This window comes from Streptomyces sp. NPDC090025 (genome assembly GCF_044748125.1).
In the GTDB taxonomy this organism is placed as follows: domain Bacteria; phylum Actinomycetota; class Actinomycetes; order Streptomycetales; family Streptomycetaceae; genus Streptomyces.
This window is the reverse complement of the sequence record NZ_JBIVFL010000006.1, coordinates 196,106-210,169: the sequence shown is the minus strand read 5'-3', so window position 1 is coordinate 210,169 and position 14,064 is coordinate 196,106. Positions and strand designations below refer to the sequence as shown.

The 14,064-nt window shown below is 72.3% G+C and carries 11 protein-coding genes; 3 read left to right on the top strand and 8 right to left on the bottom strand.

Features of this window, described 5'->3' with window-relative positions:
* Window positions 1-105: 105 nt before the first annotated feature.
* Window positions 106-504, top strand: coding sequence for an SsgA family sporulation/cell division regulator (locus tag ACIPXM_RS17100; RefSeq protein WP_401655886.1), 399 nt, complete (start codon window positions 106-108; stop codon window positions 502-504).
* A 202-nt stretch (window positions 505-706) separates the two neighbouring features.
* On the opposite strand, the gene ACIPXM_RS17095 is transcribed toward ACIPXM_RS17100, so the two are convergent.
* Together ACIPXM_RS17095 and ACIPXM_RS17090 are read right to left on the bottom strand one after the other, a co-directional pair.
* Complete coding sequence (locus ACIPXM_RS17095; protein ID WP_401655884.1) at window positions 707-2,962, bottom strand: MMPL family transporter; 2,256 nt, start codon at window positions 2,960-2,962, stop codon at window positions 707-709.
* Window positions 2,963-3,172: 210 nt separating this feature from the next.
* Window positions 3,173-3,742: a TetR/AcrR family transcriptional regulator gene (locus ACIPXM_RS17090; protein WP_401655881.1), complete on the bottom strand. Its 570-nt coding sequence runs from the start codon at window positions 3,740-3,742 to the stop codon at window positions 3,173-3,175.
* Between the two features lie 266 nt (window positions 3,743-4,008).
* On the opposite strand from ACIPXM_RS17090, the gene ACIPXM_RS17085 reads away from it, so the two are divergent.
* Complete coding sequence (locus ACIPXM_RS17085) at window positions 4,009-7,605, top strand: S41 family peptidase (protein WP_401655879.1); 3,597 nt, start codon at window positions 4,009-4,011, stop codon at window positions 7,603-7,605.
* Here ACIPXM_RS17085 and ACIPXM_RS17080 read toward each other — a convergent pair.
* From ACIPXM_RS17080 to ACIPXM_RS17060, 5 genes are all read right to left on the bottom strand, one after another.
* Window positions 7,548-8,141: a GNAT family N-acetyltransferase gene (locus ACIPXM_RS17080; protein WP_401655877.1), complete on the bottom strand. Its 594-nt coding sequence runs from the start codon at window positions 8,139-8,141 to the stop codon at window positions 7,548-7,550. The genes ACIPXM_RS17085 and ACIPXM_RS17080 overlap by 58 nt on opposite strands.
* Before the next feature lie 177 nt (window positions 8,142-8,318).
* Complete coding sequence (locus tag ACIPXM_RS17075; RefSeq protein ID WP_401655875.1) at window positions 8,319-8,501, bottom strand: hypothetical protein; 183 nt, start codon at window positions 8,499-8,501, stop codon at window positions 8,319-8,321.
* Between the two features lie 173 nt (window positions 8,502-8,674).
* Entirely contained in the window at window positions 8,675-9,559 is an 885-nt protein-coding gene (locus ACIPXM_RS17070; RefSeq protein WP_401655873.1) for an SDR family oxidoreductase, read from the bottom strand.
* A complete protein-coding gene (locus ACIPXM_RS17065; protein ID WP_401655871.1) occupies window positions 9,556-10,509 on the bottom strand; it encodes an alpha/beta fold hydrolase in 954 nt (317 codons plus the stop codon). Before ACIPXM_RS17065 ends, ACIPXM_RS17070 begins: the two co-directional genes overlap by 4 nt.
* Complete coding sequence (locus tag ACIPXM_RS17060) at window positions 10,506-12,125, bottom strand: flavin-containing monooxygenase (RefSeq protein ID WP_401655869.1); 1,620 nt, start codon at window positions 12,123-12,125, stop codon at window positions 10,506-10,508. Before ACIPXM_RS17060 ends, ACIPXM_RS17065 begins: the two co-directional genes overlap by 4 nt.
* Before the next feature lie 324 nt (window positions 12,126-12,449).
* On the opposite strand from ACIPXM_RS17060, the gene ACIPXM_RS17055 reads away from it, so the two are divergent.
* Window positions 12,450-13,208, top strand: a complete 759-nt coding sequence (locus ACIPXM_RS17055) for a MerR family transcriptional regulator (protein WP_401656183.1) — start codon at window positions 12,450-12,452, stop codon at window positions 13,206-13,208.
* Between the two features lie 52 nt (window positions 13,209-13,260).
* Here the strand turns inward: ACIPXM_RS17055 and ACIPXM_RS17050 are convergent, their stop codons facing one another.
* The gene (locus ACIPXM_RS17050; RefSeq protein ID WP_401655867.1) at window positions 13,261-14,064 is read right to left on the bottom strand and encodes an exodeoxyribonuclease III; all 804 of its coding nucleotides are present in this window, start codon (window positions 14,062-14,064) and stop codon (window positions 13,261-13,263) included.

The following is a 14,064-nucleotide window of genomic DNA, read 5'->3' as shown; positions in this document are numbered from 1 at the left end:
AGAGGTCAGGAGTGGTGAGAGGAGCCCGTCCCTGACCGGGCGCACGCCGCCAAATAATGGGACATTAGGGACTAATAAGTACGAATAAGTGTGAGGAGCCGCCCGATGCCCCGCGCCGCCGATGGCCATGCCCCTGACCACGATCGTGACCACAACCGTGACCTTCACGTCGAGGACCACGCCAAGGGCCGGATCATCAGCGACGCCCCGCTCTCACGGCCGGTACCGGTGGCCCTGCGCTTCGATCCGGACTTCCAGCCCGCCACCGTGCGCTTCGTCTTCCCCGGCAACATCGAGTGGTCGTTCCCGCGCGCCCTCCTGGAGACCGGGCTGCGCGCCCCGGCCCGCCGCGGCGACATAGGCGTGTGGCCGTGCGGGCGGGTGCAGACGGTGGTGGAGTTCCACACGGACGACGGGGTGGCGGTCGTGCAGTTCGACACCACGGCGCTGCTGCGCTTCCTCAAGCACACGTACGCCGTCGGCGCGCCGGTATCGGCACGCTGACGGCGTACGGGCCGCGCCGGCTCCCCGTCCCCACAGGTTCCGCCGCGGTCCGGGGCGCACCGCCCGCTCACGCGGTGGGCCCCGGGGTCCGGGTCCGCCCCGACCACTCGGGTCGGGCCGGACGTCTCGGGTAGGTCGTGCCGCTCAGGTCAAGCGGCTGCGGTCAAAGCGGCACGAGGTCGGGCAGGTCGGGCAGGTCGCTTCAGACGGTGACGAGTTCGCGGTCGCCGTCCGGGCCCTTGGGGCCCCTGCCGTCGGTGTCGTCGTCGGCGTCCTTCTTGTCGAGCGCCGCCAGGCCCTCGCCCTCGACGTCGACGTTGGGCAGCACCCGGCCAAGCCACTTCGGCAGCCACCACGCCTTGTGGCCGAGCAGCGCGAGCACGGCCGGGACGATCGCCATGCGGACCACGAAGGCGTCGAAGAGGACGGCGACGGCGAGACCGAAGCCGATCATCTTCACCATCTGCTCGCTGGAGCCGATGAAGCCCGAGAACACCGCGATCATGATCACCGCGGCGGCGGAGACCACCCGGGCGCCGTGCTTGAAGCCCTCGACGATCGCCTCGCCGGGGCGCGCCCCGTGGACGTACGCCTCGCGCATCCGGGTCACGAGGAAGACCTCGTAGTCCATGGCGAGACCGAAGACCACGCCGACCATGAAGATCGGCATCATCGACATGATCGGGCCGGTCTGCTCGACCCCGAACAGGCTGCCGAGCCAGCCCCACTGGAAGACCGCGACGACCGCGCCGAGGGCGGCGACGACGGAGAGCAGGAAGCCGAGGGCCGCCTTCAGGGGCACCAGGATCGAGCGGAACACCACCATGAGGAGCAGGAAGGCGAGTCCGACGACCAGGGCCAGGTAGGGCAGCAGGGCGTCGTTCATCTTCTGCGAGAAGTCGATGTTCATCGCCGTGGCGCCGGTGACGAGGACCTCGTCGCCGGTGGCGCCGCGGATGTCGTGGACCAGGTTCTCGGTCTGCACGGAGGACGGGCGGTCCTTCGGGACGACCGTGATCATCGCCGCGTCGCCGGCCTTGTTGGGCGTGGCCGGGGTGACCGCGGCCCAGCCCTTGAGGCCCTTGATGGTCTCGACGGTCTTGTCGGCGACCGCCTTGTCGCCGTCGACGACGACGAGCAGCGGACCGTTGAAGCCGGGGCCGAAGCCGTCGGACAGCAGGTCGTAGGCGCGGCGCTCGGTGGCGGAGGTGGGCTTCACGCCGTCGTCCGGCAGGCCCATCTCCAGGGAGGCGGCGGGTACGGCGATGGCGCCGAGGCCGATGACGCCGACGAGCAGCACCATCAGCGGGCGGCGCAGCACGAACCGGGCCCAGCGGGTACCCGCGTTGACCTTGGCGGTGGCCTTGGCACCGGCCTTGCCGCCGTTGCCGGTGCCGGTCTCGCTCGCGTCCGCCGCGGCATCGGCCTTGGCGGCCTTGCGCTGCTTGCGGCCGACGACCTTGTCACCGGCGAAGCCGAGGAGCGCGGGGATCAGGGTGAGTGCGATGAGGACGGCGATCACGACCGTGCCGGCCGCCGCGAAGCCCATCTTGGTGAGCATCGGGATGTTGACGACGGCGAGGCCGACGAGCGCGATGACCACGGTCAGACCGGCGAAGACGACGGCCGAACCGGCGGTGCCGACGGCGCGGCCCGCGGCCTCCTCCTTGGCGCGGCCCTCGGCGAGCTCCGCGCGGTAGCGGGAGACGATGAAGAGGGCGTAGTCGATGCCGACCGCGAGGCCGATCATCATCGCGAGGGTGGAGGTGGTGGAGCCGAGGTCCAGGACGCTGGCGAGCGCGGTGATGGTCGAGACACCGATGCCGACACCGATGATCGCGGTGAGCAGCGGCAGCCCCGCGGCCACCAGGGAACCGAAGGTGATGACGAGCACGATGCCCGCGATGATCACGCCGACGATCTCGCCCGCGCCGGTCTCCGGCATGCTCTGGAGCGCGTCGCCGCCGATCTCGACGGTCAGCCCCTGGCCCTGGGCGGCCTCGCCGGTCGCCTTGAGCGCGTCACGGGTCTCGTCGGTCAGCTCCATCCCGTTGACCTTGTAGGCCACGGAGACATAGGCGGTGGAACCGTCCTGGGAGACGGCCTGACCGGTGTACGGGTCGGTGACCCGGGCGATCTGGTCGGAGCCGGACTTCAGCGAGGCGACGGTCTTCTCGACCTTGGCCTTGTTCTCCGGGTCCTTCATGGACTGGCCGGCCGGGGCCTTGAAGACCACGCGGGCGGTGGCGCCGTCGGCGCTGCCGCCGGGGAAGCGCTCTTCGAGCAGGTCGAAGGCGCGCTGGGCCTCGGTGCCGGGGATCGAGAAGGAACTGGAGGTCGCGGTGGGGGCGGTGGCGGCGCCGACTCCGGCGAGCGCGAGGAGCGCCACCCAGAGCAGGGCGACGAGCCGTCGGCGCCGGAAGGCGGACCGGCCGAGCTTGTACAGGAACGTGGCCACGGGGGCGTACTCCCATTGGTCAGTGGGACAGGGCATGGGGAGCCGGCCCGACGGCGTGAGCGGTGCGACGTCAGGAACTGCGGGTCTGCGGGTATGCGGAATCGAGGTACTGAGGTACCGCGCACCGAGGTGTCGCGGCACCGCGGGCTTCGGGATCCGCGCAGGGGCGCGCGGGGGTACGAGGCCCGGTGGGTGGTGGGTGGGTGCCGGTCAGGCGCCGAGTGAGGGGAGCATCACGGCGTCGACATAGGCGCTGAGGAAGTCGTGATCCACCGGCTGGTCCTCGATCAGCGGGCGGGCGATGAACGCTCCGATCAGCATGTGGGCGACGAACTTCAACGCCGGGTTCTCGGCGTCGATCTCGCCCCTCCGGACGGCTCGGTTCAGCACTTCCTGGAGGCCGGTCATCTCGGGTTCGATGAGCAGCTCGCGGAGTGCCTGGAGCAGTTCGGGGTTGTTGTGGACGGCATGGGCCAGGCCCCGCATCAGCGCGGAGTCCTTCTCCATCTGGCAGTCGTCGGTCCGCAGCAGCATCGCGTGGAAGTCACCACGCAGGCTGCCGGTGTCGATCTCGGCGAGCGAGACCGGCTTGTTGTGGCGCAGCGCCTTGGCGACGAGCTCCGGCTTGCTCCCCCACTGGCGGTAGAGGGTGGCCTTGCTGGACCGGGTGCGGGCGGCGACGGCGTCCATGGTGAGGGCGTCGTAGCCGACCTCGCGGAGCAGGTCGAGCACGGCTTCGTACAGCTCGGCCTCCCGTTCGGGGGTGAGCCTGCTGGCCATGCCGTCTCCTGTTCCCGGTCGATCCTGGTCCGACGAGCGAACGAAACTGTTTCGTACACCATGACGATACCCCCGGCCCTAGCGAAACGAAACCGTTTCGTACGTGTCCTGGGCCACACCCTCGCAACCCCGTCGCCCCGCACCCCCGTCGGCCCTCACCCACGGCTGCCGTCGCGCCCGCCTTCCCCGTCCGTGATCACGTCCGCACACGCATCCGCGCCCCCATACGAGTTGCCGCACCCCCTCCGCGCGGAAAGCATGAGGAGGTGAGTGACGACCACGCGTATCTCCGCTTCCCGCACCTGAACGGCGAGCTGCTGTGCTTCGCGGCCGAGGACGACCTCTGGGTCGCCCCGCTCGTCCCCGAGGGCCACCGCCCGGGCCGCGCCTGGCGGCTGACCGCCGACCGGACCCGCGTCGGCCATCCGCGCTTCTCCCCGGACGGCCGCCGGATCGCCTATACGAGCTGGCGCAGCCTCGACCCGGAGATCCACCTCGCCCCGGTGGACGGCGGGCCCTCCCGGCGGCTCACCTACTGGGGCTCATCCGACACCCGGGTCTGCGGCTGGTCACCGCCCGACAAGGACGGCCACTGCGACATCCTCGCCGTCTCCTCGCACGGCCAGCCGTTCTCGTACTTCTCCTGGGCCTACACCGTGCCCACGGACGGCTCCCCCGGCGGCCGGATGCCCTGGGGCCCGGTCACCGACATCGCCGTCGCCGACCTCGCCACGCCCGAGGCCGACGAGGAGACCTCCCGGCGCACCCTGCTGCTCACCGGCACCCCACCGCACGAACCCGCCTCCTGGAAGCGCTACCGGGGCGGCGCCATGGGACGCCTCTGGCTGCACGGCCGCCGCCTGCTCCCGGACATCGGCGGCCACCTGGACGCGCCCATGTTCGTCACCGCCCCGGAGGGCGAGGGCGGCGCGGGGGGTGCGGGCGGCGGTGACGCCTTCCGCGTGGCCTTCCTCTCCGATCACGAGGGCATCGGCAATCTCTACTCCTGTCTCCCGGACGGCACCGATCTGCGCCGCCACACCGATCACGACGAGTTCTACGCCCGCAACGCCTCCAGCGACGGGCACCGGGTGGTCTACCAATGCGCGGGCGAACTGTGGATCGTCGACCAGCTGACCGCCGACTCCCGGCCGCGCCGCCTCGACATCCGCCTCGGCGGCCCCCGCACCGGCCGCCGCCCCTACCAGGTGCCCGCCGCCCAGCACGTGGACGCGCTGTCCGTCGACGAGACCGGCCGGGCCAGCGCCGTCTCGGTACGCGGCAGCCTGTACTGGCTCACCCACCGCGACGGCCCCGCCCGCACCATCGCCGACACCCCGGGGGTCCGCGTCCGGCTCCCCGAGATGCTCGGCAGCGGCGGCCAGGTCGCCTACGTCACCGACGCCGAGGGCGAGGACGCGATCGAGATCGCCTACCTCCCCCGCGCCACCGGCGACCGCCCCCCGCGCCGCCTCGCCTCCGGCGAACTCGGCCGCGTCGAGGAACTGGTCTCCGACCCGGACGGCGAACGCCTCGCCATCGCCTGCAGCGACGGCCGCCTCCTCCTCATCGACACCACCGAGGAGGAACCACCCGAGCCCTTGACGGAGCCGGAGCCGACACCGCGGGGCGGGTCGGCCGCCGCGTCGGAGACGGGCGCGGGTGTGGGTACGGGTGCGGGCGGGGATACGGGCGCAGGTACGGGCCCGGGCCCGGGCCCGGGCACCGGCACCAGCACCAGCACCAGCACCAGCACCAGCACCAGCACCAGCACAGAGTCCGGCACGGAACCGGGCACCGCCCCAAGCCAGCCCGCCGGCACCGACCCGTCCCCCGCCCAGGTCACCGAGCTCATCCGCTCCGTCAACGGCCCCGTCCGCGACCTCGCGTTCTCCCCCGACGGGAGCTGGCTCACCTGGTCCCACCCCGGCATCGGCCGCTCCCTGCGCTCCATCAAGATGGCCCGGATCTCGGGCCCCGGAGCCCGCGTCATCGTCGACGTCACCAACGGGCGGTTCGAGGACGAGAACCCGGTCTTCACCCGCGACGGCCGTTATCTCGCCTTCCTCTCCTGGCGGGGCTTCGACCCGGTGTACGACGTGCACACCGGCGACCTGTCCTTCCCGCTGGGCTGCCGCCCCTATCTCGTACCGCTCTCCTCCGCGACCCCCTCCCCCTTCGCGCTGCTTCCCGACGGACGGCCCGCCGCCGGCGGGATGGACCCCGACGACGAGGGTGCGGGGTCCGGCGACGGCACGGTCACCGTCGAGATCGAGGGACTTCCCGAACGGGTCACGCCCTTCCCCGTGTCCGCCTCCAAGTACTCCGCGCTCCAGCCGGTGTCCGGCGGCGGCCTGGTGTGGCTGCGCTGGCCGATCTCCGGCGCTCTCGGCGAGACCTTCGCCAACCCTTCCGATCCCTCCCCCCGTCCGACGCTCGAGCACTACAACATCACCAAGGGCCGCAAGACCGAACTCGTCGACCACCTCGACTGGTTCGCGGTCAGCGGCGACGGCTCCCGGCTCGTCGTGGTCGACGAGAGCGAACTGCGGGCCGTGCCCGCCACCGAGTCCGGCGACGGCGACTCGACGGTCTACCTCGACCTGCGGCGGATCGTGCACGAGGTCGACCCGGCCGCCGAGTGGCGGCAGTCGTTCGACGAGGCCGGCCGGATCGTCCGCGCCTACTTCTGGGAACCGGAGCTCGGCGGCGTCGACTGGACCGCCGTGCTCGACCAGTACCGCCCGCTCGTCGAACGCGTCTCCTCACCCGACGAGTTCGCCGACCTGCTGCGCGAGGTGATGGGCGAGCTCGGCACCTCGCACGCGTACGTCAGCCCGGCCCGCCGCAACGAGGGCCCGCCGCACTACCAGCGCGCCCAGGGTCTGCTCGGCGCCAACCTCGTGCCCCGCGACGGCCGCTGGCTGGTCAAGCGGATCCTGCCCGGCGACTCCTCCGACTCCAAGGCCCGCTCGCCGCTCGCGGGCACCGGCATCCGTGAGGGCGCGGCCCTCACCCATGTCGACGGCCGCCCCGTCGACCCCGTCACCGGCCCCTATCCCCTCCTCTCCGGCACCGGCGGCACCACCGTCGAACTCACCTTCACCCCCGCCGAGGGCGAGGGCCGCTCCCGCCGCGTCGCCGTCGTCCCGCTCGTCGACGAACGCCCGCTGCGCTACCAGGACTGGGTCGCCAAGCGCCGCGCCGTCGTCCGGGAGGTGAGCGGCGGCCGCTGCGGCTACCTCCACATCCCCGACATGGGCGGCTCCGGCTGGGCCCAGTTCAACCGCGACCTGCGGATGGAGGTCTCCCGCCCCGCCCTCATCGTGGACGTCCGCGGCAACGCCGGCGGCCACATCAGCGAGCTGGTGATAGAGAAACTCACCCGCAAGATCCTCGGCTGGGACCTCACCCGCAATGCCCAGCCGGTCAGTTACGCCTCCAACGCTCCCCGGGGCCCGGTCGTCGCCCTCGCCGACGAGGCCACCTCCTCCGACGGCGACATGATCACCGCCGCCTTCAAACTGCTCGGCCTCGGCCCCGTCGTCGGCCAGCGCACCTGGGGCGGCGTGGTCGGCATGACCGGCCGCCACCGGCTCGGCGACGGCACCCAGATCACCGTCCCGATGAACGCGGCCTGGTTCCCCGAGTACGGCTGGTCCATCGAGAACCACGGGGTGGCGCCCGACCTCTCGATCCTGCGTACCCCGCTCGACTGGGCCGAGGGCCGCCACGCCCAGCTCGACGACGCCGTGCACGTGGCCGTCGCCCTGCTGGCCGAGAACCCGCCCGCGAGCCCGCCCGGCTACGAGGAGGTGCCGGACCGCTCCCGCCCGAAGCTGCCGCCCAGGTCCAGCTCGTAGGCGATGCCGGATATCCCCAGCCGCAGCGGCACACTGCCGACCGCGCCGAAGCCGACCCGGGCGAGGACCGCCCGGGACGCGCTGTTCTCCGCCGTGGTCCCGGCGGTGAGCCGGCGCAGCCCGTACTCGTCGCGGGCCCGTACGCACAACTCCCGTACCGTCGCCGTCGCGAGGCCACGCCCGGTGACCTTCTCCGCGACCCGGTAGCCGAGTTCGGCGCTGCCGTCGGCGACGTCGATCAGATTGAAGCGCCCGACTATCTCCCCGTCGCCCGCGACCAGCACATGGAAGAGGATCGTCCCGGTCTCCTGCTCGTCGAGCAGGGCCCGGTGCCGGGCGGCGAACCCGGCTTCCTCGAAGAAGTCGTCGCCCCGGTCGGGCACCGAGGCGGCGAAGTACGCCCGGTTCTCCCGCTCGAAGGCGAGCAGGGCGGGCGCGTGATCGGCACGCAGCCGCTCCAGGACGAACTCGGGAGCGGACGCGGAGCCGGACACGGGTGTGTTGTCAGCTGCGTGGGTGAGATCAGTTGCGGCCATGAACATCACTCTACGTAACTTCGCAACTTCGTGCACCGGGTTATCCACAGGCCGATCCGACGAGTTGGAAAGAGAGCTGGGGCGAGACAAACGCGAAGGCGCACCCGGCGTCCCGGGTGCGCCTTCCTCACAGAACGGCGTCAGAGCCGACTGCGTGAGAGCCGGTGCGGCGGAGAGTCAGCCGCGGAAACGGTCCTCCGCGTCCTGGGCCGCGTCCTGAGCCGTGTCCTGGCTCTTCTGCGCGCGGTCCTTGGCCTGCGAGGCACGCTCGGACGCTTCGTCCTTCGCGTTGCCCATCGCCTGCTGGGCCTTGTCCTTGAGCTCCTGCGCCTTGTCCTGGAACTGGTCCTTGATGCCCATGAAGAGTCACTCCTAGAAGGGTGTGAGGGATGCGGGGCGTGCCGCCCCTTGGGCCTCGACCAGCCTGACACGACCGGACATACCGCGCACTTCGATCAGACACGGAGAGTCAGGACAAGCTCGGACCACCTCAGCCCCGCCCCTCCCCCTCAGCCCCGCCCCTCCCCTTCAGCTCAGACCCGCTCCTGCCGCCGGGACTGTTCGTCCGCCGCGCCGCCCGCGCCGACCAGCCCCTTGGACACCGCCCCGAGCCGCGGCTCGAAGCGCCGCATCTCGCGCTGCCCGACGGAGGCGATGATCCCGGGCAGATATCCGCGGGTGGACTGCATCCCGCGCAGCCACCACTGCGCGTACACGTGCGCCGAGCGCCGTTCGACGCCCGCCACGATCCGCTCGACGGCCGGGCCCAGCGGGTACGTGCAGTTGGCGGGCCACGGCAGCCGGGTGCGCAGCTCGCGCATCACGTCATCCTGGTCAGCGCCCCGCACCATGTCGGTGTCGGTCCAGGAGAGGTAGCCGACGCCGACCTTCACCCCCTTGTACGCGACCTCGGCGCGCAGGCTGTGCGCGAACGCCTCGACGCCCGACTTCGAGGCGCAGTACGCGGTCATCATCGGCGCCGGCGTCATCGCCGCGAGCGACGCGATCTGCAGGAAGTAGCCGCGCGACTCCATCAGTACGGGCAGGAACGCGCGGGCCGTGACCGCGCCGCCGATCAGGTTGACCTCGATCACCCGCCGCCAGGCCGCCGGGTCGGAGTCGACGAACGGACCGCCCGCCGCCACACCCGCGTTGGCGACGACGATGTCGACCTTGCCGAACCGCTCCTTCACCTCGTTCGCGACCCGGGCCATCGCCTCGTGGTCGGTGACGTCGGCGTGCCACCAGTCGGCCTCGGTGTGCAGCCGCCCGGTGACCTCCTTCAGGAGCTCCGGTTCGAGCCCGACCAGCGCGATCCTGGCGCCGCGCGCCGAGAGCTTGCGGGCGAGGAGTTCGCCGACGCCACGGGCACCGCCGGTGACGACCGCGACCTGCCCCTCCAGACTCACCTTGCTCATGCCCCTGCCTCCTCGCCCGCTCGGGCACCCACTCCGGCGCCCAGATACGTCAGCGTCAGTTCGCGGATCTGTGCCGTGACGGCCTCCGGGGCCTCCATCGGCGTCATGTGTCCCGCCCCGGTCAGTTCCAGGAGACCGGTGCAGTGCGGCAGCGCCGCCGCCATGGCCCGGGAGTGGGCGGGCGGCGTCAGCCGGTCGTCGGTGCCGACCAGCACCGCGACGGGCAGCCGCAACTCCCGTATCCCCGGCTCCAGATCGAGCCCGGCCAGCACCTGCGACCAGCCGTACCGGGCGCCGCGCGGGCAGGCGTGCACGATCCGGGCGCAGGCGTCGACCCGGTCGGGCGCCGAACCCGGCGCCATCGTCGCGTACTTGAGGATCCGCTTCGAGATCCCGTTCACCGGCCCCAGCGGCGCCTTCGAGCCGAGCACCGCCCTGGTCAGCCGGGTCCGCAGCCGACCGGGCGGCAACGGCACGACACGCGACTCCTCGGTGAGCCGGGACGGCCCGGTCGAGCAGAGCAGCGCGGCGGCCGCGTGCTGCCGGAAGAGCGGGTGCCGGGCGGCGGCCATCAGCGTCATGCCGCCCATGGAGTGCCCGGCCAGGACCGCGCGTTCGCCGGGGCCGAGGGTGGCGCCGAGCACCGCCTCCAGGTCGTCGGCGAGCGCTTCGGTCGAGTATCCCGGCACGGCCCCGGCGGCGGTGCCGACCGGATCCGGGGCGGGCGAACCGCCGTGCCCGCGCTGGTCGTACGCGACCACCCGGTGGTCGACGGCGAGGTCCCTGATCTGCGCGTCCCAGAAGCGGGTCGAGCAGGTCCAGCCGTGCGCGAGGACCACGACGGGCGCGCCCTCGGGGCCGTACACCTCGACGTGCAGCGGCGTGCCGTCGGCGGAGACGGCGGTCACGATCCGCGGGTCGGGGCTCACGAGCCGCAGGTCGGGGCTCACTGGACCGCCTCCTTCTTCGTACCGGAGCCGGTACGGGAACGGCCCGCTGCCTTCGCGCCCGCCCCCGCACCCGCGGCCTCGGCAGCCGCAGCCGGAACCGAGGTCGGAGTCGGGGTCAGTGCCGGGGTCGGGGTCGGGACCGGCGCGGGGGCGCGCAGCACCTCGTACTCGGACAGGTCGACCCCCCGCGTCTCGCGCCGGAACTCGCCCGTCGTGCCCGGCCACAGCGTGGTGTTGCGCCCGTTGGCGTCGAGGTACCAGCTCTCGCAGCCGCCGCCCTGCCAGACCGTGCGCTCCATCCGGGTCTGGACCTTCCGGTTCCAGGCGTTGACGGCGGAGGGCCGGGCGGCGAGGGCGGTGCGGCCGCCGAGGACGTCGATCTGGCGGAGGTAGTCGGCCAGGTAGTTCAGCTGGGACTCGATCATGAGGATCATCGAGGAGTTCCCGAGCCCGGTGTTGGGGCCGATGATCGTCATCCAGTTGGGGAACCCGGCGGCCGTCGCGCCGCGCAGGGCCGCCATGCCGCCCTTCCAGTGCTCGGCGAGCGAGCGCCCGTCCGCGCCGAAGACGCGGGCGGCGATCGGCATGTCGGTCACGTGGAAGCCGGTGCCGAAGACGATCGCGTCGACCTCCGCCTCGGTCCCGTCGGTGCCGACCACGACATTGCCGCGCACCTCCTCCAGACCGGAGGCGACGACGTCGACGTTGGGCTGCGCGAGCGCCGGGTAGTAGGCGTTGGACAGCAGGATCCGCTTGCAGCCGAGGCGGTACGAGGGCGTCAGCTTGGCCCGCAGCACCGGGTCCTTGATCGACCGGGCGATGTTGCGCTTGGCCAGCCGCTCGACCAGGCCGAGCTCGTCGGGCCGCTTGGTGAACGCGCTGACCTGCAGCTCCCGGATGCCCCAGAGCAGGCCGCGGCGGGCGGTCGCGGTGACCGGCAGCTGCCGGTGCAGCCAGCGCTCGGGGCCGGTGATGGCCCGGTCCACCCGGGGCATCACCCACGGGGGCGTGCGCTGGAAGAGGGTCAGACGGGCGACCTTCGGCTGGATGGACGGCACGATCTGGATGGCGGAGGCGCCGGTTCCGACCATGGCGACCCGCTTGCCCGCGAGGTCGAAGTCGTGGTCCCAGCGGGCCGAGTGGAACACCTTGCCGGTGAAGCCGGCGAGCCCGGGGATGTCGGGGATCTTGGGGTCGGAGAGCGGCCCGGTCGCGGAGACGACGACGTCGGCGGAGAAGGTGCCGCGGCTGGTCTCGATGTCCCAGCGCAGTTCGCTCTCGTTCCAGGCGGCCCTGGTGACCTCGTGGCCGAGGCGCAGATGCGGCCGGACGCCGAAGGTGTCGGTGACGCGCTCCAGGTACGCGCGGATGTGCCGCTGGCCGGAGAAAGTGCGGGGCCAGTCGGGGTTTGGCGCGAAAGAGAAGGAGTAGAGGTGGGAGGGAACGTCGCAGGCGCAGCCGGGGTAGCTGTTGTCGCGCCAGGTGCCGCCCACCGCGTCGGCCCGCTCCAGGACGACGAAGTCGGTGATCCCCTCACGTCGCAGTCGGACGGCGGCCCCGATCCCGCCGAACCCCGATCCGATCACCGCCACCCGTACGTGCTCGTGCTTCGCCATGCCGCCTCCCGTGCGCCCGGCCAAGACTCCGCCAGCAATCACTGGCACAATCGGGACTGTAGAGCAGCGGCATACCGAGCGGTAGGGGTCGGCCGGGGAAAGTTACCGGCGGTACAACATAGGCTGGCGGACGTGGCGAAACGATCGGGTACGGGGGCGGGCGCGGCGTCCGACGGGGGCGCGAGCGCGGTAGCGGGAGCGGGCGCGCGCCGGAGCGGCGAGCCGGACACGGACACGGGCGCCGACCCCGGTGCCAGCACCGGCACCGGCACCGGCACGGACCCCGGAACCGGCGTGATGGCAGCGGCCCCCCGCGAGTACCGGATGGCCGACCTCGCCGAAGCCGCCGGGATCACCGTCCGCACCCTCCGCTTCTACCGCGAGCGCGGACTGATCCCGCCGCCCCGCCGCGAGGGCCGGATCGCCTGGTACGACGAGCACCACCTGGCCCGGCTGCGGACGATCTCCGCGCTCCTCGACCGCGGCCACACCCTCAACGGCATCGCCGATCTCACCGCCGCCTTCGAGTCCGGCCGCGACGTCGGCGAGGTGCTCGAACTCGGCGTCCCCACCGAGGAGGAGCCGGTCCGGCTCACCCCGCAGGAGCTGGCGGACCACTTCGCGGGGCAGGTGACGCCGGAGAACCTGGCCGCCGCCCTGCGGCTCGGCTACCTCGCCACCGACGGCGAGGACATCGTGCACGTCAGCCGCCGCCTGCTCGACGTCTCGGCCGAGCTGGTCCGCGACGGCGTGCCGCTGGCGGCCGTCCTGGAGGCGGGCGCCCGGGTGCGCGAGCACGCGGACGCGCTCGCCGAGCTGTTCGCGGACATCCTCGGCCGGTACGCGGGCGGACCCGGGGACGGCGCCCACGCGAACGAGACAAACAACAGCAAGAGCAAGGACAAGCACAAGAACAGCGACAGGGGCAAGGACGAGGACGAGGACGCTCTGCGGCGGTGGCGTCCGCTCGCCAAGAGCGTGGTGGAGGCGGAACTGTCCCTCGCCCTCGACCGCCGCCTCCACAGCCCCAGCCATGGCCAGAGCCATGGCGACAGCCACGGTCACGGTCGGAGCCACGGCTGAGACCCGAAGCCGGGGCCGAGACTGGGGCTGGGGCTGGGGCTGGGCCAAGCGCCTACAGCTCGTAGACCGCCGTCACGGGCGCGTGGTCGCTCCAGCGCTCCGCGTGCGTGGCGGCGCGCTCGACGTACGCCTTCACCGCCTTGGCGGCGAGCCCGGGCGTGGTGATCTGGTAGTCGATGCGCCAGCCGCTGTCGTTGTCGAAGGCGCGGCCCCGGTAGGACCACCAGGAGTAGGGGCCGACCTGGTCGGGGTGGAGGGCGCGGACCACGTCCACGTATCCGCCGTCGCCCTCGGCGAGGACGCGGCCGAGCCAGTCGCGCTCCTCGGGCAGGAAGCCGGAGCTCTTCTGGTTGGCCTTCCAGTTCTTGAGGTCGGCCTCTTGGTGCGCGATGTTCCAGTCGCCGCAGACGACGACCTCGCGGCCGTCGGCGGCGGCCCGCTCCTTGAGTGCCTTCAGGTACGGAAGAAACTCGCCCATGAAGCGCATCTTCTCGTCCTGCCGCTCGGTGCCGACCTCTCCGGACGGGAGGTAGAGGCTGGCGACGGTGACGCCGGGCAGGTCGGCCTCGATGTAGCGGCCGCTGCCGTCGAACTCGGCCGAGCCGAAGCCGACGCGAACGGCGTCCGGCTCACGCCGGGTGTACAGCGACACCCCGGCCCGCCCCTTGGCGGCGGCGGGCGCGTGGGCGGTGAACCAGCCCTCGGGGGCCCGTACCTCCGCGGGCAGCTGCGCCTCCTCGGCGCGCACCTCCTGCAGGCAGACCACATCGGCGGAGGTCCCGGCCAGCCACTCGACGAAGCCCTTCTTGGCGGCGGCACGGAGACCATTGACGTTCACGGACGTGACAGTGAGCAT